At 33.5% G+C, this 25566-nt stretch carries 24 protein-coding genes; 2 read left to right on the forward strand and 22 right to left on the reverse strand.

All coding sequences use genetic code 11. From position 1 onward, the window contains the following. Positions 1 to 297: 297 nt before the first annotated feature. Positions 298 to 1533 (reverse strand): ABC transporter permease, encoded by a 1236-nt coding sequence (locus K5R64_RS09625; RefSeq protein ID WP_220763021.1) that lies wholly within the window; start codon positions 1531 to 1533, stop codon positions 298 to 300. 61 nt (positions 1534 to 1594) lie between these two features. After that, positions 1595 to 2089, reverse strand: coding sequence for a YkgJ family cysteine cluster protein (locus tag K5R64_RS09630; protein WP_220763023.1), 495 nt, complete (start codon positions 2087 to 2089; stop codon positions 1595 to 1597). A 74-nt stretch (positions 2090 to 2163) separates the two neighbouring features. Between K5R64_RS09630 and K5R64_RS09635 the strand changes: the two genes are divergently transcribed. Then, the gene (locus K5R64_RS09635; RefSeq protein WP_220763025.1) at positions 2164 to 2865 is read left to right on the forward strand and encodes a bifunctional 2-polyprenyl-6-hydroxyphenol methylase/3-demethylubiquinol 3-O-methyltransferase UbiG; all 702 of its coding nucleotides are present in this window, start codon (positions 2164 to 2166) and stop codon (positions 2863 to 2865) included. A 40-nt stretch (positions 2866 to 2905) separates the two neighbouring features. Here the strand turns inward: K5R64_RS09635 and K5R64_RS09640 are convergent, their stop codons facing one another. The 7 genes from K5R64_RS09640 to K5R64_RS09670 all read right to left on the reverse strand — a co-directional run bounded on the left by K5R64_RS09640 (position 2906) and on the right by K5R64_RS09670 (position 9409). Beyond that, on the reverse strand, positions 2906 to 3538 hold the full coding sequence (locus K5R64_RS09640; protein WP_220763027.1) for a 7-carboxy-7-deazaguanine synthase QueE: 633 nt from the start codon (positions 3536 to 3538) through the stop codon (positions 2906 to 2908). A gap of 126 nt (positions 3539 to 3664) precedes the next feature. Continuing rightward, positions 3665 to 5329: a hypothetical protein gene (locus tag K5R64_RS09645; RefSeq protein WP_220763029.1), complete on the reverse strand. Its 1665-nt coding sequence runs from the start codon at positions 5327 to 5329 to the stop codon at positions 3665 to 3667. 32 nt (positions 5330 to 5361) lie between these two features. After that, positions 5362 to 6267, reverse strand: a complete 906-nt coding sequence (locus K5R64_RS09650) for a PstS family phosphate ABC transporter substrate-binding protein (protein ID WP_220763031.1) — start codon at positions 6265 to 6267, stop codon at positions 5362 to 5364. Positions 6268 to 6498: 231 nt separating this feature from the next. Then, entirely contained in the window at positions 6499 to 7305 is an 807-nt protein-coding gene (locus K5R64_RS09655) for an energy transducer TonB (RefSeq protein WP_220763033.1), read from the reverse strand. Between the two features lie 34 nt (positions 7306 to 7339). Next, a complete protein-coding gene (locus tag K5R64_RS09660) occupies positions 7340 to 7903 on the reverse strand; it encodes a biopolymer transporter ExbD (protein ID WP_220763035.1) in 564 nt (187 codons plus the stop codon). A gap of 19 nt (positions 7904 to 7922) precedes the next feature. Next, positions 7923 to 8534, reverse strand: a complete 612-nt coding sequence (locus tag K5R64_RS09665) for a biopolymer transporter ExbD (RefSeq protein WP_220763038.1) — start codon at positions 8532 to 8534, stop codon at positions 7923 to 7925. A 47-nt stretch (positions 8535 to 8581) separates the two neighbouring features. Further along, complete coding sequence (locus K5R64_RS09670; RefSeq protein ID WP_220763040.1) at positions 8582 to 9409, reverse strand: MotA/TolQ/ExbB proton channel family protein; 828 nt, start codon at positions 9407 to 9409, stop codon at positions 8582 to 8584. A gap of 372 nt (positions 9410 to 9781) precedes the next feature. Here K5R64_RS09670 and K5R64_RS09675 point away from each other — a divergent pair, with 372 nt between their 5' ends. Further along, positions 9782 to 11308 carry a helicase HerA-like domain-containing protein gene (locus tag K5R64_RS09675; protein WP_220763042.1) on the forward strand — a complete coding sequence of 509 codons (1527 nt, stop codon included), beginning with the start codon at positions 9782 to 9784 and terminating at the stop codon, positions 11306 to 11308. 69 nt (positions 11309 to 11377) lie between these two features. On the opposite strand, the gene K5R64_RS09680 is transcribed toward K5R64_RS09675, so the two are convergent. From K5R64_RS09680 to K5R64_RS09740, 13 genes are all read right to left on the reverse strand, one after another. Further along, complete coding sequence (locus K5R64_RS09680; protein WP_220763044.1) at positions 11378 to 12715, reverse strand: NAD(P)/FAD-dependent oxidoreductase; 1338 nt, start codon at positions 12713 to 12715, stop codon at positions 11378 to 11380. Between the two features lie 140 nt (positions 12716 to 12855). Continuing rightward, on the reverse strand, positions 12856 to 13281 hold the full coding sequence (locus K5R64_RS09685) for a YMGG-like glycine zipper-containing protein (protein WP_220763046.1): 426 nt from the start codon (positions 13279 to 13281) through the stop codon (positions 12856 to 12858). Positions 13282 to 13376: 95 nt separating this feature from the next. Next, on the reverse strand, positions 13377 to 14660 hold the full coding sequence (kynU, locus tag K5R64_RS09690) for a kynureninase (protein WP_220763048.1): 1284 nt from the start codon (positions 14658 to 14660) through the stop codon (positions 13377 to 13379). Between the two features lie 480 nt (positions 14661 to 15140). Continuing rightward, on the reverse strand, positions 15141 to 16190 hold the full coding sequence (gene queA / locus K5R64_RS09695; protein WP_220763050.1) for a tRNA preQ1(34) S-adenosylmethionine ribosyltransferase-isomerase QueA: 1050 nt from the start codon (positions 16188 to 16190) through the stop codon (positions 15141 to 15143). A 178-nt stretch (positions 16191 to 16368) separates the two neighbouring features. Then, positions 16369 to 17595: a 3-phosphoshikimate 1-carboxyvinyltransferase gene (gene aroA, locus K5R64_RS09700; RefSeq protein ID WP_220763052.1), complete on the reverse strand. Its 1227-nt coding sequence runs from the start codon at positions 17593 to 17595 to the stop codon at positions 16369 to 16371. 141 nt (positions 17596 to 17736) lie between these two features. Further along, entirely contained in the window at positions 17737 to 18063 is a 327-nt protein-coding gene (locus K5R64_RS09705; RefSeq protein ID WP_220763054.1) for a nucleotide pyrophosphohydrolase, read from the reverse strand. Positions 18064 to 18090: 27 nt separating this feature from the next. Beyond that, a complete protein-coding gene (locus tag K5R64_RS09710; protein WP_220763056.1) occupies positions 18091 to 19599 on the reverse strand; it encodes an ATP-binding protein in 1509 nt (502 codons plus the stop codon). A gap of 188 nt (positions 19600 to 19787) precedes the next feature. Then, positions 19788 to 20183: a hypothetical protein gene (locus K5R64_RS09715; protein WP_220763059.1), complete on the reverse strand. Its 396-nt coding sequence runs from the start codon at positions 20181 to 20183 to the stop codon at positions 19788 to 19790. A gap of 22 nt (positions 20184 to 20205) precedes the next feature. Next, positions 20206 to 22620 (reverse strand): aminotransferase class I/II-fold pyridoxal phosphate-dependent enzyme, encoded by a 2415-nt coding sequence (locus K5R64_RS09720; protein ID WP_220763061.1) that lies wholly within the window; start codon positions 22618 to 22620, stop codon positions 20206 to 20208. A 74-nt stretch (positions 22621 to 22694) separates the two neighbouring features. Continuing rightward, positions 22695 to 23147 (reverse strand): D-aminoacyl-tRNA deacylase, encoded by a 453-nt coding sequence (gene dtd / locus K5R64_RS09725; protein WP_220763062.1) that lies wholly within the window; start codon positions 23145 to 23147, stop codon positions 22695 to 22697. After that, positions 23147 to 24124, reverse strand: coding sequence for a ribosome small subunit-dependent GTPase A (gene rsgA, locus K5R64_RS09730; RefSeq protein ID WP_220763064.1), 978 nt, complete (start codon positions 24122 to 24124; stop codon positions 23147 to 23149). The genes dtd and rsgA overlap by 1 nt, the downstream gene beginning before the upstream one ends. 118 nt (positions 24125 to 24242) lie before the next feature. Then, positions 24243 to 25322 carry a bifunctional 3-deoxy-7-phosphoheptulonate synthase/chorismate mutase type II gene (locus K5R64_RS09735; RefSeq protein WP_220763066.1) on the reverse strand — a complete coding sequence of 360 codons (1080 nt, stop codon included), beginning with the start codon at positions 25320 to 25322 and terminating at the stop codon, positions 24243 to 24245. A gap of 39 nt (positions 25323 to 25361) precedes the next feature. Continuing rightward, positions 25362 to 25566: prephenate dehydrogenase dimerization domain-containing protein (locus K5R64_RS09740; protein ID WP_220763068.1), on the reverse strand; the 205-nt coding region annotated here is incomplete at its 5' end.

The following is a 25566-nucleotide window of genomic DNA, read 5'->3' on the forward strand; positions in this document are numbered from 1 at the left end:
TTGCCAGTATATCAGTGAACGTCTTGCTGATTGCGGGTGCAAAAGTAACACCTTTATTCGTTTTTACAATACCTTTTGCTATTTTTATTTCCATATTTATTTTAACAACCTGAAAATACGTTTCTTACATTTTTGTCTTTTTTAAAATTGTAGGAGTTTGGACGATATAAAAGCGAAATCTACACAGCCAAGTAATAGTTTTTGATGGTTTATACCGATTAAAACTCTAGAAAAAAGATAATACTGATTCAATAAAAAAGAAAGATTTAGTAATCAACGAAACATACAAATTCAAATCTATTCATATCGAATAGCCTTCACGGGAGAAATTTTAGTAATTATATAAGAAGGGATTAATAAAACCAACACGCAAACACCTATAGTAAGAAGATTTAAAATCAAAATATACCCAAAACTAAGGTATACAGGCGCCTCATTAACATAATAATTTTCAGGATTGAGTTTTATAACGCCAAAATACTGTTGCACTAAAAGTACAAGCACACCAATCACATTCCCCCAAAAAAGACCACGAAATATTAAATAGGTAGCATTATATAAAAAAACTTTTCGGACACTCCAATTACTAGCCCCAATTGACTTTAATATCCCAATCATTTGTGTTCGTTCCAAAATGAGAACTAATAAAGCAACCACCATATTAATAGTTGCGACTAGAATCATTACCACAAGTATCACTATTATATTAAAATCAAACAAACGCAACCATTCAAAAATATAACTATACTTCTCAATTATTGTTTTTGAATTCAAAGTTGAACCTATATGCTGATATACCTGCTCCCCTATCCGTTCAATATCATTAAAATCCTTTACAAAAACCTCAAAGGCACCTACTTGATCAACGTTCCATTTATTAATACGCTGAATATGCCTAATATCTCCCAAAACATATGTTGCATCAAACTCTTGAAAACCAGAATTAAAAATACCTACAATTTTAAAACGGCGACTATTAGGCATTTTATTTTGTCCTTCTTTCATAAAAAAAGTATTGAAAGAGTCACCTAGTTTAAATTGGAGTCTCTTTGCTAAAAATTGAGAAATAACCACCTCTTCATTCAATCTATTCGAATAGTCAGGCAATCGTCCTTCGACCAAATACTCTTTAATATACACCCAATCATAATCCTTACCCACTCCTTTATACACAATCCCTTCAAATGCAGTTTCAGTTCTTATAATCCCAGCCTTACTAGCTACAGCTTGAACATGCTGAACTCCTTCAACACTATTAAATTTTGGGTAGAAATCTTGCTTCGTAGAAACGGGGGTCAAATTTGTATCGGACTCGTTACTATCAAAATTTGAAATTAAAATATGACCATTAAATGCTGAAACTTTTTCTCTAATTTTTTGTTGTAACCCAACACCTGTCGCAACAGAAACTATCATCATGACCATTCCGATTGCAATAGCCGCAATTGCGATTCGAATAATGGGAGCCGAAATACTGCTTTTATTATCCTTAGAAGTAACTAATCTCTTGGCTATAAAATATTCTAAATTCAAATTGGAGGTGTTATTTTTATACAAAAGCAAATATACATAAGAAATCAACTTTCTTATTTAATCAAAGTGGTAACTTTTTTTTCAATTCTTCAACTATATTATACGTGGCAGGACAGATTGGAATATTTTTTAAAGTTAGATTCGCAATTTGGTAAAACTTTTTTCTATCTGTATGAGGAAACTCCCTACATGCTTTAGGCCTGACATCATAAATTATACAAGAATTTTCATGATCCAAAAATACACAGGGAACAGATTGCAGCACATAATCCTGTTCCTCATCAATTCGCAAATATTTTTCTATAAATTGCTGGGGTTTTTGTTTCAAATATTTGGCGATTCGTTCAATATCAGCAGGAGTAAACAAAGGCCCAGTAGTTTTGCAACAGTTAGCACAATCCAAACAATTAGTTTTCTTGAATTCCGTATCATGTAAATCCTGCATTACATAATCCAAATTCTTTGGAACTTTCTTTTTAAGCTTATCAAAATACTTTTTATTTTCTATATGTTTATCTTTGGCTAACTTTTGAAGCTCGTTTAATTGTGGTTTCAATACTGAAGTTTTTTATTTCGATACAAAGTTAAGCAACTTTTAAAGCTGAACTTTAAAATTTAATAATTAAAATAATGAAAGACCTTTTTGGACAAGCCATATTTGATTTTCAAACCAATAATAATCCCAAAGATTTAATCACCTCTACTTCGATATCAGAAGAAGACGAAATGAGTGTTGCTTATCTTTTTAGGAACTTTGCTGAAATGCCAAAAATTGAACAAAAAGCATTGCAACTGGCTAAGGGAAAAGTACTCGATATTGGTTGTGGCGCGGGAAGTCATAGTTTGTATTTACAAAATCAACTTGGACTCGACGTAACATCCATCGATATTTCAAAAAAAGCAATTGAAACTTGCAAACTTCGAGGACTTAAAAAAGCTTTCGTTCAAGATTTCATGACTTTAGGCAATGACAAGTTCGACACCATCATACTACTTATGAATGGTACAGGAATATGTGGAAAACTAAAAAAATTACCTGAATTCCTTAACAAGCTAAAATCATTATTAAGGCCCGATGGTCAAATACTAATCGACAGCTCAGACATTATTTATATGTTTGACGAAGATGAAGATGGCGCCTATGAAGTTCCAGCCAATGGATATTATGGAGAACTTATTTTTGAAATCACTTACAAAGGTCAAAAAGAGCTTCCTTTAGATTGGTTGTACTTAGACTATAACACTCTGCAAAATGCTGCTTACGCAAATGGATTACAGTCCGAACTAATTTTAGAGGGCGAGCATTTTGATTATCTTGCCAGACTATATTAGCATAAAAGCCAAACATTTTTTTGTTTGGCTTTTATAATTTTTACGGGATATTCAAATACTTATGTGTTTGTAGCGAAACCCTCCATTTTGGGTTATTCATTACATAATCTACAATCAACGGTGTCATCTCTTCTTTTTTACTCCATTCTGGCTGCAAAAACAAAATTGCCTTGTTATTCACCAATTCTGCTTGTTCTTCAGCAAAAATAAAATCGTGCTTGTTATGAATAATAACTTTTAATTCATGTGCAGCGGCATACACCGTTTCGGTCGGTAATTTATTTTTTTTTGGAGAAAGACAAATCCAATCCCACACACCCGACAAAGGAAAAGCACCCGAAGTTTCAATATGGATTTTTCTTCCTTTATTTTTAAGTTTTTGAGTCAACAAACTCATATCCCAAGTTAAAGGCTCTCCTCCTGTCACCACAACAGTTTCAGAATATTTACTAGCATTCTCAACAATGGTTTCTACAGTTGTAGGCGGATGAAGTTCAGCATTCCAACTCTCTTTGACATCACACCAATGACAACCAACGTCACAACCACCTATTCTAATAAAATAAGCCGCAGTTCCTGTATGATAACCTTCACCTTGAATGGTATAAAATTCCTCCATCAAAGGAAGCATAGCCCCTTTATTAACTTCTAATTGAATCTCTCTTGATAACATTATAATAATTTGAACGGCAAAGATAGCTATAAAAAAGAACTTGACTCACATTACTAAAATTGAAAACGTATAATACAAAAAAACCGGCAATCAAGATTACCGGTTATAGTTTATTGTAAGACTTAATTATTTCAAAGCATTTATCGATTGAGTTGCATATGCATTTGTAGGATCGAGCGCCAATGTTTTATTAAAATACTCTAGTGCTTTTGCTTTATCTGTATTAGCATAACCAGCAGCCATCGTATTATAAGCCTCAATTAATTTTGATTTCACTGATGATTTAGCCAATTCTTCAGCACCTTTTTGAGTTACGATATCAATATATTGTTGGTAATATTTAATCATCAACTCATCATTATCTAATAACGATTGTGTTCTTGCGCGGTAAATATAAACATCTTGAGTTGCAGGTGACGCTTCGATTACGTTACCAAAAGCCACATCGGCTTTTTGCAATGCAATAGTATCTTTTACAGCACCACTTCTTGTATTGTCAAAATAAATAGAGTTTCCTAAATAAAAATTATCCAATAAATAATTTTTAGATTCTTTATTCATAGTTGCAATTTCAAAGATAGCAGATGCTTCTTTAAACATTTTTTGCTCATATAATTTTTTACCCATATCTCCAATATCAGTTGCAAGACTTGGTTCCATTTCCACTGCTTTTTTGATAAGAGCAACCGCTTCATTAAAAACAGGCAAATCTAATGTATCATCAGCTTTTGATGCTTTTTTCAATTTAGCCAATCCTAAATACATGTAATCTTGTGCAATGATCTTGTTAGAACCAGTGTTGATAAATGTATTTAAAGACTCAATTGCAGAATCGATGTTACCATTTTCATAAGCAGAATAACCTAAATATCTTAAGATTCTTGGATTAACTTTATCTAATTGTTTCATCTTGTTTGCCTCAATTTCTAAAGCTTTGTAATCCTTAGCAAGAATAAGGAAGTCAGCATGACGCATACGAGAAGCTAATGAATAATCCGTCAAACTCATGTATTTTTCATAATACGAAAGTGCTTTTTGGATGTATTGATCATATTTAGCTGGTTGATTGTTACCCCATAAATAATAGGTTTCAGCTAATTCACGATAAACTGGACCATAATTAGGACTAATGGCAATAACATCATCATAAGCTGCAACGGCTTCTGTATATGCTTTAGCACCTTTTAACAATACCCCTAATTGCATTTTCGCACGGATTAATGTATTATCAGCCTGAAAAGCATCTCTATAACAACGGTAAGCATCATTTTGATTCTTGTCACCGTAATAAGCATCCCCCATTGCTAAAAGCACTTGAGGCTCTTGAGCATTTCTTTCTTTAGCTAAATCCAAAGTAGCTAATGCATTTTTATAATTGGGATTATCAGCATTCATATAAGCACGAGCTATATATACATACTCCTGAAAATCTTTCTTTCTCATTTCTTTTTTAGCCAATTCAAACTTAGCATTAGCTTCAGCCAAATTGTTTTCGTTAAGACTAATTTGTCCTAAACCAATGTAATTATAATGCGCTTGATCTTTAGCTTTCAAACCATCATTATAAGCAATCTTCGCTGAGTCAGCAATATTTTGAAATAAATATACATTCCCTAACAGAAAAAAAGCTTCTCCTTCAGAAGGATTAGATTTTACAATTGATTTTAAAGTTACTTTAGCATTTTCATATTGCTCAGCATCAATGGCTTTTTTAGCTTGACTTATATCTTGAGCTTGGCTTATTGATACCGAAGCCAAAAAGGCTATACTTAAAAATTTAATTTTTCTCATTTTAACATTTATTAATTTATCCATTTTCATTATCACTTTTTATCATTGTTCCTAATTAAAATTTTTCTACTTGGAACCCTTACAGGTAACAAACCAGATTTTAAAATAATTCTTTGTCCTCTTTCTCCAGCTACAAACGAAGCAAACCCCATTCCTAAACCTGAATAACCTTGACAGTTAATTATGAACAAATCACGTGCCAAAGGGTATTTCCCTTCGGCAATATTGTTTTGTGTAGGTGCAAAATACTCTTTTTCCCCAATACCTTTAACACTTAATACATTTATATCTTTAAGATATTCTACGATAGCAGTTGATGGTTGATACAACCAATTAAGCCCTACCACTCCAATCATCCCTTCATTTTCGGAAACAAATTTCAAAACTTCTTCATTGTTCTTAAAAGAAAAAACTCCTTTATCTGGAATAGAAGAAACTCCTGCTATTTCGGTCATCAACCTAACTGTACTGGAATTAAGATTATCAAACACTAAACCTTTAATTTTAGAAGAAAAAGAACCTTTCATAAATTGCACCACTTCGTCAAGGGCAATTAAGGTATCGTTACTATTTTTATTCATAATAAAAGCCACAGCATCGGTACCTATCTTAGTCGTTTTAGGAGTGATATTTAAGTTCTTAAAATATTTCTTCTCGTCTTCATTTAATTCCCTAGAAAGCACAATAATACGAGAAGTATCTTTAACAAAAGCAAGAGACACCTCTTTTTCTGATCTTGCATCGAGTACTATTTTTGCATTGTAATCGCTTTCAAAAACAGTAATTTGATCTTCAATAATTGGTTTTAAAGTCTCATCTACAAGTATAGTAGTACCTCCTTTTAAGATTGTTTCCTTATCACTATTATTTTTACAACAAAAAAACGAAGCAATAAACAGAAATACTAATACAGTCGAAAATTTTAACGTTAATTTCATATTACTAATTATCATCATTAACTATTCGCAGAAAACGAATTAAAGCATACCCTATTAATAATCCTCCAAATGCAATTCTTGCCGTCATATTCATATTGATTGGAAAATTCTTCATAAATATAACAAATAATCCCAATACAAAATAGAGCAAGAAAAACAAAATTCCTATAAAAAGAAGAAATCGCTCTTTGAGCGATTTCTTCTGAAAATTTCTATAAAATTTATTCAACATCACTCAGCTGATTGAATGGTAATTGGCAAAGAATACAATACCCTTACTGGTTTTCCATTTTGTACTCCTGGATTCCATCTTGGAGATTTTTTCAAAACTCTTATTGCTTCTGCACCTGTTCCGTATCCGATATCTCTTAAAACTTTAATATCAGTTAAAGAACCATCTTTTTCCACAACAAAAGTTACATAAACTTTACCTTTAAGACCTTCTTCTTCAGGAGCCCTATAGTTTTTACCTACATAAGCATAAAACTTATCCATTCCACCTGGAAATTCAGGTTTTACTTCGATACCTGCAGTATTATAAATTTGAGTATCTTCTTCTACTACTTGAGCAACTTTAGGACCGTTTCCATAAACGGGAGCTACAGTTAACTCGGCATCTGGATCACCTTTTAGGTTCTCGCTACCGATTTTCTTTTCTTTGATTTCAACAATCTTAGGAGGTTCCTCGGTCACCTCTTCTGCTTTGGCCACAACTGGCTTAACAAATTTCACTTGATCCACTTTTGGTGGAGGTGGTGGAGGCGGTGGAGTAAACTTCTTAATCTCTTCTTTTGGCTTAGGAGGCAATTTTACTGCCATGATTTTAATATCTCTATCTAAATCTTCCTCTTGTTTTTCAGGCAACAAACTCAAAAGCAATGGAATACTCACAGCAAAAGAAAATATCACAGCACCTATAATCAATGCTTTCACTGTTGTCTTAGAATTTTCTTTTCTTAAGACATAAGCCCCATAACTTTTGTTTCGTCCTTCAAAAACGATTTCAAGCCAATGGTTTTTTAATATATCTAATTTCATTTTTCTTAAATATTAGGTTATTAGGAAAATCAGATTACTCTTTTTTACCTTCTAACAATTTTGTTTCCTCAGGCGTAAAATCATTAACGATAGTATAAGTAGGAATATCAGAAATAGCCATCTCGTCCAAAATATCAATTACATTTTTGTAATTACTTTTTTTACTAGGTTTGATAATTACAATCATACCTTGATCTGGTTTTCCTTTTGCGGTTGAATAAGCCAAAACCTCTTTTTTTCTCTTAATCAACTCTTTACGAATTCCATCTTTACCATAAGCGATATCTTTAGGACCAGCAATTGGATTATTTAATAATCCCATATAAAAAACTAGCTTGTCATTTTCACCTAACATAACTGTCATAGTACGATTTTCATCGACCTTCATATCCTTAGTGTCTTCTTTAGGATCTTTATCTGGCAACCCCAAGCTCATCGATTGAGGTTTAGACAACGTAGTAGTCAACATAAAGAATGTGATTAGCAAGAAAGCTAAATCCACCATAGCAGTTAAATCTACTTTAGAGTTTTGCTTTTTACTTCTTACTTTACCACTGCCTTTGCCACCACCACTGTCGCCGGTATTTAATTCAGCCATTTTAGTGTATCTTTTTTAATTAAAAATCTTTTCCTCTCAGACCAGTAACCAAACTAAAGGTATTGATATTTTGGTCTTGCAATAAATCCATTACTTTTCTAATAATTGGATATTGCTCTTTTGCATCACCCTTAATTGCTATTTGCAATTCTTTATCATTTACTTCAATGTTCGCAATACGAGCATTGTAAACCCATTCTTTTAATTGATTATCCAAAGAATCCAAAGGAATACCTGGTTGTCCCGCTTTATTCCTATCAGATGCTTTCATTGCAATAATTTGTTTCAAATTCAAGATTGGAACCCCAAATCCATCCATCAAAGCAAATTTAGTTTTTTCATCTTCTGAAAACTCAACGTTGTACTTTTGTCCCATTAATTCTAATGTTCTTACACGAACTTCTCTACCTTTCAAATCAAAGAACACTTTTTTATTCCCACCTATTGACAATGTAGCCAAATCAGTTTCAGGCAGCTTAGTTTGAACTGTTGAACTTGGAGTATCTACAGGCAATGCTTCAGGCACTTTTGCTGTAGCAGTCAAAATAAAGAATGTAAGCAAAAGGAATGCAACATCACACATGGCAGTCATGTCGATTGATGTTGATTTTTTTGACATTTTTTTAGCCATAATTTCTTTTTTGTTTATTTTAATGTATTCCTACATCAAAAAATTAATTATTGTTTCAAACTTCCTCTGAAGTGTCTGTAGGTATTTACGATTGTAGTACCTGCCTCATCAATAGAGTAAGTCAAATCATCAATTTTAGAAGTAAAGAAATTATAAGAGATAATTGCCAATACAGAAGTAGAGATACCTGTAGCAGTATTAATAAGTGCTTCAGAGATACCGTTTGCAAGTGCAGCTTGGTCAGGTGTACCAGCAGAAGCCAAAGCACCAAATGCTTTAATCATACCTGTTACTGTTCCTAAAAGACCAGCTAATGTTCCCAAAGATACTAAAGAAGAGATGATAGTCATGTTTTTCTCTAACATTGGCATCTCTAATGATGTAGCTTCTTCGATTTCTTTGTGGATTGTTTCAGAAGCTTCCTCACTGTTAAACCCTTCTTTTTTCACATCTTGATACTTAACTAATGCCGATTTGATAGCGTTAGCAACTGAACCTTGTTGTTTGTCACAGCTAGCAATTGCCTCATCGATATTTCCTGCTTTGATGCTTTTTTGAACTGCATCCATAAATTTATCTAAATTTCCTTTTCCAGCAGCTTTAGTAATCACAAAATATCTTTCAAATGAAAACACAATCGTCATTAACAATAATCCCATCAAAACTGGTACAATTGGACCTCCTTTATATACCATTGCTAAGTAGTTTCCTGGTAGCGGGTGACCTGTATTTACACCACCTTCAAAGTTCGCTCCATTACCCATAATAAAATTCCAAATAATCCATCCAACAAAAATACATGATGCGATGATGATTCCTGAAACCATTCCTCCTCCTTTTGAAGTGCTTTCCTTTTTAACTTTAACGTTTGCCATTTTTTTTTAATTTTAATGTTTTAAATAATTTATTTTAGTTGTAATTAACTTGTCGTGAAGCAAATTTATACGTTTCGTTCAAATAAAAAAACTTTTTTTTGTTTAAATCAACATTTTTTACCCTCAAAAAAAATGCATTTGTTTTTTTAAAGCCCTTTTTTATCATAATTCTCACTTATCCGACAAGAAAATAAAGTAAACAGCATTAATTGTTTCATTATTCAATATAATTCATAAAAAATACTTCTTCTCCATTTTTAACCTAATATTTTATTATTAACAATAAAAACCAATAAATATTGCAGTAAGCATTAAAAAATACTATTTTTAGAAAACTCAAACCCTATGTTAAATCAACATTAAATTAAAGTTATGAATAAGACTGAGGAATTCTCAAAACATATAAATGAAGGCTATTTTTGCAAAGGCGACAGTATCATAATTGGCGGCGGAATACTCGACAATGAACCCGTTCCTGATACTTTTGTCAAAATCCCATTAAAAACACTCAACCGACATGGATTAATTGCTGGCGCTACTGGAACAGGTAAAACCAAAACTATTCAAGTTCTTTCTGAACAACTATCCGAAGCTGGCATCCCTGTATTAATGATGGACATCAAAGGTGATTTTAGCGGCATTGCAAAAGAAGGAGAAGAAAAAACTTTTATTACTGAAAGACACACCAAAATCAATCTTCCTTACACTGTTTCCAAATTTCCAGTGGAATTATTGACCCTATCCAAACAAAACGGAGTAAGACTAAGAGCGACCATCTCTGAATTTGGTCCAGTGCTTTTTTCTAGAATATTAGATTTAAACGACACGCAAGCTGGAGTAATTGCAATCATTTTTAAATATTGTGACGACAACAAAATGCCCTTGCTAGATTTGAAAGACATAAAAAAAGTCCTGAATTATATCACCGAAGAAGGAAAAGAAGAGATCACCAAAGAGTATGGTAAAATATCAACTTCAACAACTGGAACGATATTACGGAAAATTATCGAACTGGAGCAACAAGATGCCGATCTGTTTTTTGGAGAAAAATCATTTGAAATCGACGATTTGATGCGCATTGATGAGAGTGGCAAAGGATACATTAATATTATTCGACTAACTGACATACAAGACAAACCTAAATTGTTTTCTACATTTATGCTGAGTTTACTGGCTGAAATATACCAACAAATACCCGAACAAGGAGACACAGGCAGACCTGAGTTAGTTATTTTTATTGACGAAGCACATCTTATTTTTAAAGAAGCCAGCAATGCATTACTCGAACAAATTGAAACCATTGTCAAATTAATACGATCCAAAGGTATTGGCATCTACTTTATTACTCAAAATCCCATGGATGTCCCAAGTGGAATATTGGCTCAGCTAGGGTTAAAAATCCAACATGCACTTAGGGCGTTTACAGCTAATGACCGGAAAGCCATCAAACAAACCGCTGACAATTATCCAATATCATCATACTATAATACTAGCGAAGTCTTGACTAGTTTAGGAATAGGCGAAGCTTTAATTACTGCACTTAACGAAAAAGGGATTCCAACTCCTTTAGTAGCCACAATGCTACGAGCTCCAATGAGCCGAATGGATATTTTGACCGAAACAGAAATTCAAGAAATCAACAACAAATCAAAATTGGTAAAAAAATACAGTGAACTCATTGATAGAGAAAGCGCTTATGAACTGCTAAATAAAAAAATAAGCTCCATAGAACAAGCAGAAATTGCTCAAAAAGAAGCTGCTAGTAATTCTAAAAAAACAACATCCAAAACCACACCCTCTACTTCTGGTACAATTGAAAAATCAGTTATCAAAGTTTTAACAAGCGCCACTTTCATTAGAGGCGTATTTGGTGTCCTTTCAAAAGTATTGCGAAAATAGAACATGGAGCTAATAAAAAAACCCAATCGCACACTCGATGCGATTGGGTTTTATCAATAGTAAGCGATTCTATTGCAATAGTGACAACATCTTCTTTTCGACAAACTCACTATCCCAACATCTTTCAATATCTTGTATCTCTAAAATTTGTTTCATTATCTCATCTTGTTTGTCTCCTATAGCCAAAGCTTCAGAGTAAGGCCGATCACTAAATGTCACTCTACTATAAAGAGGTACCCATTTATCTGGATATTTGTCTGAGAATCTTTTTTCAATTTTTTTCTGCAAAAGAAATTTTTCGTCTGCCGTTTTAGTACTCATCTCAATAAAATTGCGATAGGATAGTTCTGCAATGGCATCAGCATCCGGCTTACGATTTTTTTGATATTCTGAAAAAATAGTTTCCCAATCATCACCATACTGTTTCATTATTTCAAACAAAACCGATATATCTTCAAATCCTGCATTCATACCCTGTCCGTAGAAAGGTACTATCGCATGACATGCATCCCCTATTAAGGCAACTTTATCCTCATAAGTCCAAGGGAAACATTTCATTGTAACCAACGTACTGGTAGGATTCTTAAAAAAATCTTCGGTGAGCTTAGGAATAACTTCTATTGAATCCGGAAAATTTGTAATAAAAAACTGCTCTACATCTTTTTTATCTTTCAACAATTCAAAAGAATTTTCACCTTCAAAAGGCATAAATAAAGTACAAGTAAAACTGCCGTCTAAATTAGGCAAGGCTATAAGCATATAATCCCCTCTTGGCCAAATATGAAATGATTGTGGATCTAATTTATGTGAACCATCTGCATTAGCAGGGATATTTAGCTCTTTATAACCTAATTTTAAAAACTCCTGAGAATAATTAAACATACTTTGACGTTGCATACGGTGACGTATCCTTGAAAAAGCTCCATCTGCACCAAAAACGATATCATAAGGCAATTCATCCCAAACACCCCTTTCAGTCTCTCCAACATGGAGTGTTGCCTCTTTGAGCGTGATATCCCAAATTTTTTGTTCAAAGAAAAACTCAGCACCCGCTTCCTCAGCTAGGTCAATCATTTTTCTATTTAAAATTCCTCTTGAAATAGAATAAATAGCTTCGCCTTCGTGTCCGTAATGTTGAAAATTGAGTTTATCAACCAAATGTATAGCTCGTTTATCCATTGGCAAGGCAATAGCTCGCACAGCATCACCTATCCCAACAATATCTAATGCTTTCCAACCGCGGTTAGACATAGCCAAATTAATCGAGCGACCTGAAAATTCTATTTGTCTGATATCAGGACTCCTATCGTAAATATGAACAGAATGACCTGCTTTTCGTAAATATATAGCCAATAGGGAGCCGACTAATCCTGAACCTACTATGGCTATTTTTTTAGGAGTTTGCATTAATTTAATATGAAAGTTAGGCAAAATTACTAATTTAATTTATAACCCTAAAAGAAAGCGTAAGATATTGCCAATTATACATGACAACCCTTACGCTTTATTATTTGTACAAATATATGAGTAAAACTAATTTCGTCCCTTTATTTCTTCTTTCCATCAATTATTGCACCTGTACCAGCACCAACACCAGCACCAGCTAAACCACCAATAATGGCTCCTTCTCCCTTTTTCTTACTAATAATTGCTCCTGTAGCCGCACCAACACCAGCACCGATTACAGCTCCTTTAGCTGTTGAACTCCAGCCTTTCTTTTCGGTTGTAGTGGTATGTGTCGGCGTAGTTGTTGTAGTCGATTGAGTTACAATAACTTCTTTTTCTGGCTTTTGCTTCTCCATTTCAATTTTCATCGAATCGATTATTCTTTGTTTCTCCATCACTACTTTCATAGAATCAATCGTTTGTTGAGAAACATCATCCGCATTTGTTGTGCCCATACTGTCGGTTTTTTGTTTACAAGAACCAAAAAATAACGACATTGTGATTACCAATACATATAAAACTTTCATAACTATTATTTTTTAAAGTTAATATACAAAGTAACAACAGTTAATTCTTTTCTACTTTATAAAATTCTGGAATAACTTTATATAATTCTCATCTATCAGTGGGCTTTTTTTAAAATTCCTTTTTTTAAAATCTGTCCAAAATGATAGATATCTTCAAACGAACAATAAAAAGGTACTGGCGCTAATCGAATGACGTTAGGCTCACGCCAATCCACTATCACACCATTTTCTATTAAGTATTCAAACAATTCACGCCCTTCTCCATGTAAGAAAACTGACAATTGGCACGCCCTTTCTTCAGGAGAAATTGGTGTGATAATTTCAAAACTCCCCGAAACTTCTTTGCCTATTTCAGCGAGCACAAACTCCAGATAGGCAGTTATTCGATCCCTTTTATTAATCAAAACTTCCATACCTACCTCGTCAAACATCTCTACCGAAGCTAGATATGGCGCTAAAGTAAGCACCGGAAGATTGCTTACCTGCCATCCATCCGCTCCTTGGACAGGGTCAAACTCAGACTCCATTTTGAAACGGCGCTCTTTATTATGTCCCCACCATCCCGCAAATCGTGGTAATTCTTTATTGGCATGATGTTTTTCGTGAACAAAACAACCTGAGGCATTCCCTGGTCCCGAATTCATATATTTATAACTACACCACGCTGCAAAATCAACATTCCAATTATGAAGTTCTAATTTTATATTTCCTACTGCATGTGCCAAATCCCATCCTACGATAGCCCCCACTTGATGACCTACGGCAGTAATAGTTTTCATATCAAACACCTGCCCTGTATAATAATTCACTCCACCTATTAACACCAACGCTAGCTCACCCCCTATTTCATTGATTTTTGCAATTATATCTTCTGTACGAATATTGTGTTCACCCTCACGTCTTTTGATTTCCACTATTGCCTCATTCGGCTCGTACCCATGAAATCGAACTTGACTTTGTAACATATACTGATCCGAAGGAAACGCTTTTTCCTCACAAATTATCTTATAACGACTAATAGTAGGACGATAAAAAGATACCATCAACAAATGAAGATTAACCGTCAAAGTATTCATTACGGTAACTTCATTAGGCAAACCACCTACAATTTTACTTAAGGGAGTCGCAAACCGTTCTTGATAATCCCACCATGGTTTTTGCGCGTAAAAATGTCCTTCTACTGCTAATTCAGCCCAATCCTTCATAACTTCATCCACATAAGATTTAGTTCTTTTAGGTTGCAAACCCAAAGAATTTCCAGTAAAATAGATTACTTCCTTGCCCTTAACGGTTGGAAAAATAAATTCTTCTTTATACTTACGAAGAACATCTTGAAGATCTAATTGTTTGGCAAAGTTGATTGTATTTTGAAAAATCATGATCATTAATTTGTTAAGTAAAAATAGAAAAAAATATAGAGCCCTCACCATAAATACGTCCCTAGTTGTATTTTCAATGAATACAACAGGCTTATTCAAATTGCATCAAATTCTTTTTGAAACAAATCAGCAATAATCTATGTTTCAAAAAAACAACAAAATCCTAAAATAAATTCCGAATGCAATTTTTTAAACCCAAATTATACAGTACAAATCCACTCCACTTTATTTTTTTTCCAATTCAAGCACTTAATCAATTTTTGATCATTGACTCGAGAGCTTTGCTCAAACTGGCTAAGCACATAATTCACTATTCCTTGTTCAAATATTTCCGTGAGCCCTGAATTCATTGAAAAATTTTGTTTCCCTACTAAGTCAACTGCGTAATTTGGATTAAAATTCATTCTTCAAAAATGAATTCAAAAAAAAAATCTCGCCGATACTGACGAGATTTAGTGAATTAACCTTATATGTGTTAGATTAGAGAATTAACATTGCATCTCCATAAGAATAGAATTTATATTTTTCTTTGATGGCCTCATCATAAGCTTTACGCATTAAATCATGACCACAAAAAGCGGAAATCATCATCAACAATGTTGATTTTGGAGTATGAAAATTTGTAATCATACAAGTTGCGATACTAAAATCATGTGGAGGAAAAATAAATTTATTAGTCCAACCATCGTACGGATTTAAAGTGTCTTGTGAAGAAACCGAACTTTCAATAGCACGCATTGACGTAGTTCCTACTGCACAAATGCGTTTCTTTTTAGCTTTGGCGGCATTTACAATATCACAAGCTTCCTGAGTGATTTTCAATTCCTCTGAATCCATTTTGTGCTTAGATAAATCTTCGACTTCAACAGGATTAAAAGTACCTAAACCTACGTGTAATGTTACCTCAGCAAAATTTACTCCTTTAATTTCTAAACGTTTCAACAAATGCTTAGAAAAGTGCAAACCTGCAGTAGGTGCTGCAACTGCTCCTTCTTCTTTAGCATAAATTGTTTGGTAACGATCTGCATCTTCTGGAGTTACCTCTCTATTAATATATTTTGGTATTGGAGTTTCTCCTAGTTCCGTCAATTTGTTTCTAAACTCTTCATAAGATCCATCATATAGAAAACGTAATGTTCGCCCGCGTGAAGTGGTATTATCAATTACTTCGGCTACTAATGAATCATCATCACCAAAATACAATTTGTTACCAATACGGATTTTACGAGCCGGATCTACTAAAACATCCCAAAGACGTTGTTCAGCATTTAATTCTCTTAATAAAAAAACTTCGATTCTAGCACCTGTTTTTTCTTTATTACCATACAATCGAGCTGGAAAAACTTTGGTATTGTTAAGAATCATAACATCACCATCATCAAAATAATCGATAACATCTTTAAACATTCTATGTTCAATAGTTTGTTTTTTACGATCAATAACCATCAGACGTGCTTCGTCTCTATTTTCTGCTGGAAATTCGGCTAAAAGTTCTTTGGGTAAATCAAAATTGAAATGAGATAATTTCATTATAAAAAGTTATGAGTTATAAATTATAAATTATAAGTTTTGATTCTTAGAATTATAATCGGTTTGCAAATATACTATCGTGAGATAGGCGTTGTCAAGTGTTTTAGCACTTATTTTTAGTAATCAACAGTTAATCAACTGCAACCCCAACAAAAACGACTATCTAAACAGTTAAAAATTAAACTAGTTCAGTTTCTTGAAAGCCTAGTTTTTTCATATCTTCCCAAAAATCAGGATATGATTTAGAAACCACTTCGGCATTTTCAATGATAATAGGAACTTTTAACGCTAATGGAGCAAATGCCATAGCCATACGGTGGTCGTTATAAGTTGCAATTTTTACATTAGGATTGATTTGATGAGAAGCAACTAAGGTTAATGAATCATTAGTAACCGAAATATTCGCTCCTAATTTTGTCAACTCAATACGCAATGCTTCTAAACGATCGGTTTCTTTAATTTTCAAGGTATGCAAGCCTGTCAAATGGCATCCTATCCCTAATCCTAAACAGGTTACTACGATAGTCTGAGCAATATCAGGTGTATTATTTAAGTCAAAAGTCACATCAACAGGCGTGTAATTGTCTTGCTTAGCTAACACCAAGGTATTATTCTCAAATTTGGATTGAACCCCCATTTGCTCATACAATTGTATCAAAGCGGAATCACCTTGTAAACTATTCTCTTTATAACTCGAAATTTTGATAGTGGCTGTCTCTGACAAAGCGGCTAAACTAAAAAAATAAGAAGCCGAACTCCAATCTGATTCCACTACCATCTCTTTAGAAACCACCTCTTTTTTAGGTGAAACCCGAATGGTATTGCCTTCAAAACTAGTAGTAATATTTAAATCATTTAGCAAAGCCAAAGTCATCTTGATGTAAGGTACGGAAGTAATTTCACCTACCAAATTCAATTCGATTCCATTTTCAAGTTTTGGGGCTACTAATGAAAGAGCCGAAATATATTGACTACTTACATTTGCGGGTATATCTACTTTTGACGCAGTAATTTTTTGTCCCTTAATTCGAATGGGGGGATAGCCTTCTTCTTTTTCATACGTAATAACAGCTCCTAATTGCTTTAACGCATCCACCAACACCTTAATCGGTCTTTCTTGCATACGCTGCGAACCCGTCAAAACCACTTCTCGACCTTCATTTACAGCAAAAAAGGCAGTCAAAAAACGCATGGCTGTTCCTGCATGATGAATATCTACAATTGCATCATTGCCTTTTAATGCTTTTTCCATTACTTCGCTATCATCAGAATTCGAAGTATTTGCTAAAGTAATTGTAGGATATAGCGCTTGTAATAATAATAACCTATTGGTTTCGCTTTTAGAACCAGTTACAGCAATAGTTGCTTGTAAATTAGCGTGTGAAGTTTGTAACAGTAAATTCATCGTGGAAGTTATGCGTTGTGTGTTATGTTTTAGGATGTTTGTTAGGAGTTTTGCATCAACTTGACCTAAACAATCGAAAGAAATATTTTTGGGGCGCAATTTACTACTCCTCTCTCACAATTCATAATCCATACCTCATAATTATTTTAATTTTTCATTATTCTTGTGGCGGTCTTTGTCTCTTTCCGATTTAAGAGCCATCTTTTTATCAAATGACGCTTGTAAATCGATACCTGTTTGATTGGCTAAACACAATACAACAAAAACAACATCAGCTAATTCCTCGCCTAAATCTTTATTTTTATCACTTTCTTTTTCTGATTGCTCCCCATAACGACGGGCTATTATTCGGGCTACTTCCCCTACTTCTTCTGTAAGTTGCGCCATATTGGTTAATTCGTTAAAATAACGAACACCATGTTCTTTTATCCAAGTATCAACATCAAGTTGCGCGTTTTTTAAATTCATTTTATTTATTGTTTATACGTATGCTATTTATCTTTTCTCAGCTACCAAAGCCAAAATCGTATCTCGTAATTCTTCAGGATTAAAGGGTTTGGCAATATACTTATTCATCCCTAACGATTGACACACCTCTACTACTGATCCAGTCGCAACAGCAGTTAAGGCTATAATAGGGATGTTTTTTTTTCGTTCGTCTTCCAACGCTCTAATCCTTGTTGTTGCCTCATACCCATCCATCACTGGCATCATTAAGTCCATCAATATCACATCAAAATCATCTGTATTAACGGCTTCAACTGCTAATTTCCCATTCGCAACGGTCTCGCATTCAAAACCAAATTTTGACATTACTTGTTGTGCTAAAAGTTGATTAATACGATTATCCTCAGCCAGTAATACTTTGATTTTTCTTTTTCGTGATGCTTTTATATTTAAGTCATTTTCATAAAAATCTAAATCTGCATCCCATAAATCATGATTGTTTTTGACAAAAGGCACAAGCAAAGTGAATTTGGTTCCTATCTCCAATTCACTTTCGACTTGAATTTCACCATTCATTTGTTCCACAATTTTTTTACTTATTGCCAATCCTAAGCCCGCTCCTTCTTGTTTAGCTTGGTTGACGCTATCCAATTGCATGAAAGGATCAAAAATAGCCTCCAATTTATCTTGGGGAATACCAATTCCTGTATCTTTAACCATTATCTTAATCGAATACCATTGGTCTTCTTCGTCTTCTAACTTGATACTCAATTTTACCTTTCCGTGATTAGGGGTGAATTTAACCGCATTATTTATTAAATTAAATAATATCTGAGACAATCGAACAGAATCGCCATAGAGAATTTCAGGTACATCTTTGTCAATTGAAATTTTAAAACTAATGTTCTTTTTCGCCATTTTAACCGAAAAAGTATCCTGAATCAATTGAATAAGTTTAAAAATACTAAATGGCTTTACTACTAATGTGATTTCACCTGATTCTATTTTAGCTAAATCCAATATATCATTGACAATTACTTTTAAAATCCCTCCTGACAACTTGATATATTCCAACTGATTTTTACCTTCTGAATTTAACGATGGATTGTTCAGCAACAAATCAGTAAAACCTAAAATACCATTAAGTGGCGTACGAATTTCATGACTCATATTCGAGAGAAACTCTTCTTTGGCCAAGGCTAATTTTTCTGAATGCTCTTTCTCGGTTATTAGTTTTTGATTAATAGTTTCTAATAGATTTTTAGATACCATTACCGCCTTGAGCTCTTCAATATAAGTATTAAAACCCATGCAAAAAACATCTAATTCATCCTGAGCATCAGATATCGGCAAAAAATTAAAAAAATCACCGGCATAACATTTAGAAATATGCTCAATGATTAGCTCCGTACGTTTCTTTTTCGATTTAATTTTTTCAGCTAAAAAAACCAATTCTTTATGAACATCATCTAAACTATTCCCATAGGTTAGTTGCTTCTGAAATTCATCTGCACTTATAGAACGTACTAAGGTTAATATTTCCTCTAGTTTAGACATTATTACTTTTTAGTTTTATTCGTATTGGAAGGTAATTTACATCGTTTTTTTCTGACATAAAAAAATTTTAAAATATTTTTTTATTATTTTTTTTACAAAAACACAAATCAACTTTTGTAAAACCAAAATAGTGCATCATTTGACAGCTAATAAAACGCATCTCTACACCATTTATTTTAGTATTTTTGTTATACAATCCTATTATCCTCTTCCTTTTTTAAGCCATTCAACCAGTTTACGGCATCTTCTTTGTTTACAAATCCTCTTAAAGGAACATTTGGATTTTTAAGTACCATAAAGGTATTTAGAATAAACTTAGTTATATGAGAATTAAGTACAACTGCACATGCATGTAAATAATCTTGCCCATATTGGTCCGCATAATCCCTAGCTTCTTTATCATAAGATTTTATTCCGTTAAAATCATAACACCAATATTGTTTCTTACCCTCGGAAATTTCATTACGTAAGTCAATTATACCTTTAATAGTTTCGATATTACCTACGGTAGGTTTTTTAAATTGAGAATACAGAATATCATCTTTTATCCAAAATTTTATAAAATCATTTTCTAATTCTTTCATACCTTAATTATTTTCTATATTACTATATATTGGAATACGACTCAATCAACTCTAAATTATAGGTTTCATCTACTTTAAGATATCCCCAAGTTGGGATTGTTTTTGCCAAATATTTTTGTTTTTCAAAATCAGCAGTCAATCCTAAATAGGTTATTTTCTTATTTAAGTCGTTACCTCTTTTTACCATTTGAAACATCGCTTGCTTATAAATGTGATGTGAATTAATATAAGTATAATCTAACCCAACTATCAATGGACAATAATGATCCTCCCCTACATAACCAAATATTACTGCTACGACTTGACTATTTTCTTTAAGACTTATTTCTACAAACTCCCATTCTTTATATTTAGAAAGCACTTGGGGCAACTTCCTAGGATATTGAAAAAAATTAAACGAATAATTCGCATTTTTTACATTCATGAACAAATCATAATACCGATTTGATTCATCATCGGAGAGTTGATTTTTTATGGTAACATCAAAGCGATCTAAATAACGTACTGCAAATTGCTTAATATTGTCACGCCTCTTTTTAGACGGAATCAATCCCATCAAATCTTCTACGGATTCCCATTTTGGGTTTTCAACAATATTAGTATTAGGCATTCTTATTTTAGAATATCCTTCATTTTCTAAAATAGCATTTAATACATTTCCTTCTTCAAAATCCCTAAAAATAACCGTTGTCGCTTGGATATCCTTTTTAACTTTGGCAACAAAATCAAACAAATGCTGGATGGCTTTTTTCCGCTCTGGATGTTTCAAATCCAAATACAAAAAATCACCTTCACAAAATAGTGACCCCATGGACAAGGTTTTGGAACACAAATAATAAGGCTCTGTTTTACGTACTTCTTCAATTTTTTTGGAAACTTGTTCAGGAGCAAGAATATCATCTTTATAAATGGCTCCAGTAAAAAATGTAGCCAAAACTATTACACCATACTTATCTTTTACAAAAAGATAATGGAAACTCCAATTTTCTTCTGGGCGGTCATTATTAGAAAAAATTTCTTCCATACATTGCATCCCCGAGTATGATATATTCCCCCTGTCTTTAAACATATCATCCCACTCCTTCTTACCAATTGCATTTATAGTCGTATATTCATAGATATATAAACTCTTTTCAATAACTGATGCACCCCAAGAGGTACTAGCTGGTTGTGTAAAATTAAAACCGAAATCTTTATAAACTCTCTCCACACAATCTCCTTCTTCTTCAATTGCTTTCGGTAAATGATAAGCCATCAAATCAGTAAACAAATCTATATCTGCTTTAGTATTATGCCTAGTTAAGGTAAAACGCAAACCTGATTTATCATTAGGAACCACAGGGAAAGTAGCCGTATTTACGTAGATACCTTCTTCTAACATACGATGCACAAAATTGCGTGTAACTTTATTCAACCCACTACCGATGAAATAAATAGGCGAATCTGAAGACGAGATGTTTGTTAATTTCTTTTCTTCTAATTTTGTATTCATATAGTGTATCAATTCTTTTAATTCAGCTTGATACGTATATATAGTTTGAGACAAATGTATTTTTGCTGATGCTATGGCTGCCCCTGCATTGGCTGGTGACAAAGGATGTGAATAACTTAATGGCCCTCCAAAAATTGCAGTTCTTCGGTACATTTCGGCATCAGCAAATATGGCCGTTCCACCCACACAGCCAAACCCTTTAGCTAAAGTCGAAATGATAACGATGCGTTCACTAACCCCTAATTTATTATACACATAACCTGCACCATTTTTCCCATCCCAACTCATTCCATGTGCGTCATCAAAATACAAATGCAATTTTGGGTATTTATCCAACATTTTTTTTAAAAAGACAGTATCCGGTAAATCTCCATGCATCGAATAAACACCATCCGCCATATACCAGATTCGATTGTATTTATTATAATTTTCACGGATGATTTCATCCAACATTTCATAATTGGAATGCTTTACCATTTTCACTTCAGTACCTTGTAACTTAGTATTTTTACAAGGAAACTGCACACTAAAATGTACCTGTTGGTCTAAAACAATTAAATCATCAGGTTTGATAATGGTGGCAATAACTGAGATATGTGCATTTGAAGTCGAAGTATAACAGATTACCTGATGCCCATCAAAAAGCTCAGACATCAGCTCCTCCAATTCCTGAATATACCTAGGACGAATGTAAGCTCGGGACATGGATAATTGAGTTCCAAATTTCTTAGTTAACTCCATTGATGAAGCAATTAAGTCTGGATGAACTTCCAAACCCAAATACCCACAAGTTCCAAAATTAATAAGTTCCCTTCCTTTTATCGTGAATTTTTGCCCATTAAAACTTTGTTCTTGAGAATTGAGGTGCATGATGCCTTTTTCCTTTGCAGAGGTCCATACACTATCAACAACATCCAAATAATTATGATGATTTATTTTTGCCAAGATTCCAAGCGTTTTATCAAATGTAACAAAAAAACAACATTCTCTTTAAAAAAACTCTTTTGCTTTAATGCTATTTATTCCTTGTTCTTACTGTCTATCATAATGGTAACTGGACCATCGTTAGTTAAGCTAACTTTCATATCGGCACCAAAAATTCCAGTTTGTACTTTTTTACCCAATTCATACTCTAGCTTATGCACAAATTCATTGTACATAGGAATTGCATAATCTGGTTTTGAAGCCCTTATATAAGAAGGTCTATTGCCTTTTTTGGTTGCAGCATGTAGCGTAAACTGACTTACCACTAGCAACTCTCCATCGACATCTTGAACGGAACAATTCATTACACCATTAGTATCACCAAAAATGCGAAGTTTTACAATTTTAGCAACCAACCAGTCAATATCGTCAGATGTATCAGCATCTTCTACTCCTACCAATACCAACAATCCTTTTTGAATAACCGCAACTAATTGCTCCTCTACAACAACCGATGCATAAGATACTCTTTGTAAAAGCACTCTCATTACCCTCTTGATTTATCATTATTTTTACGTTCCTCATCATAAATATCGGTGCGGTAATGCTCTTCGTCACCTTCTAAAATTTTGAGATAACTGTTGTAACGCGACCAAGAGATTTCTTCTTTTTCCAAGGCCTCTTTCACAGCACATTTTGGTTCTTCTTTATGAAGACAATTATTGAATTTACAATTCCCTTTTAATTTGAAAAACTCAGGAAAATAGTCACTTATCTCCGATTTTTCCATATCCACTACTCCAAAGCCACGTATGCCTGGAGTATCAATAATTTTGGCTCCAAAAGACAAATCAAACATTTCGGCAAAAGTGGTCGTATGCTGACCTTGGGCATGGGAATCCGAAATCTGTTTGGTTTTTAGATTAAGTGATGGTTCTATAGCATTAACTAGAGTTGATTTCCCTACTCCAGAATGCCCTGAAAACATGCTTACTTTATCTTTCATCAATGCCTTAAGTGTATCCAATCCTTTATGATCAAGAGCTGACACTCGTAAACATTGGTAACCAATATTTTCATAAACATATTGCATAAAAAGCTGCTCGTCAAGAGATGCCTCATCAAAAGTATCAATCTTATTGAATACTAAAACAGCTTCAATTCCGTAAGCCTCTGCTGTCACAAGAAAACGATCTATAAAACTGGTTGTAGTAGGCGGATTATTGATAGTTACTAATAAAAAAACAATATCAATATTAGAGGCAATAATATGGGTTTGTTTCGAAAGATTAACTGATTTACGGACAATATAATTCTTACGGTCATGAATCTTATTAATCACTCCAGTAACCAGTGCATTGGATTCTTCCAATTCATAATCAACAAGGTCACCCACAGCAATAGGATTAGTGCTTTTAATGCCCTTCATCCTAAACTTTCCTTTAATCCTACATTCCACAAAATGGCCTTGTTCTGATTTTACAATATACCAGCTGCCTGTTGATTTATAAACGATTCCTGTCATAGAGCAAAGGTAATTTTTTTGTTTCAGGTTTGAAATTTTTTGTTTCGGGTTTCAAGTGTATAAAAAAATCCCTTTGTCTAAAAAAGGCAAAGGGATTAATTATACAATTGTGAAAAAATTATCCGTTGATAATTTTTTCTTGGTGTTCAATACTTTCTTGGTGAATAGATTTGAATAATTTAGTAATAAATTCTTCAGATAATCCTTTTTTAGCACCTTCAGCAACCATCTTAGCTTGGATTTCGTTCCAACGAGAATTTTGCAAAACCGCTACGTTGTTGTCTTTTTTCACTTGACCAATTTCGTCAGCAACTGCCATACGTTTTCCTAACAAATCCAAAAGATTTTGATCTAACACATCAATATTAGCTCTTAATTTGGTCATTTTGTTCTCAAAATCGCTATCACCACTTACTTTTCTCACTTTCAAATCTTTGAAAATTTGTTTCAAAGTATCAGGAGTTACTTGTTGCGCAGCATCAGACCATGCGTTATCTGGATCAATATGTGTTTCAATGATCATACCATCATAGTTCAAATCCAAAGCTTCTTGAGTTACTTCAAGAATCATTTCACGGTTTCCAGTGATGTGAGATGGGTCAATGATTAATGGTAAATCAGGGAATTTATTTTGCAATTCAATCGCAATTTGCCATTCTGGAATGTTTCTGTATTTTGTTTTTTGGTATGTAGAAAAACCTCTATGAATAACTCCTAAGTTTTTGATACCAGCCATGTACAAACGCTCTACACCACCTAACCATAAAGCCATATCTGGGTTTACTGGGTTTTTGATTAAAACGATTTTATCAGTACCTTTCAACGTATCCGCAATTTCTTGAACCGCAAATGGATTAGCTGTTGTACGAGCACCTACCCATAATACGTCGATATCATGCTCTAAAGCTAACTTACAGTGTGCTGCTGTAGCCACTTCAGTTCCCATCAACAATCCTGTTTCAGCTTTTGCTTTTTGCAACCATTTCAATCCAATTTCACCAACACCTTCAAATCCTCCTGGACGTGTTCTAGGTTTCCAGATACCTGCTCTAAAAACACTTACATCAGAATCTTTCAATTCGTGTGCAATTTTCAACACTTGCTCCTCAGTTTCAGCACTACATGGTCCCGCAATCACAAATGGATGATCCAATTTGAATGCTTCCAACCAATTTCTCATTTCTTTACTATTTTCCATTTTTACTTGTTTTTATCTTTTAATAATTATTGGGTTTCTTTATTTCTTTAATCCGTTAAGGATATCTTTAATTTTATTGACACTTTGCATCTCATCGTGTATCGCCTGGTAATCTTCATTTTGTAACAACTCCTTAAACTGAGTCAAATTAGAAATATACTCTTCTAATGTTTCAATTACCTGCGTTTTATTTTGTTTAAAAATAGGCGTCCACATGGCTGGCGAACTTTTTGCTAATCGTACT

This window comes from Flavobacterium sp. UMI-01, assembly GCF_019656315.1.
Taxonomy (GTDB): Bacteria; Bacteroidota; Bacteroidia; order Flavobacteriales; family Flavobacteriaceae; genus Flavobacterium.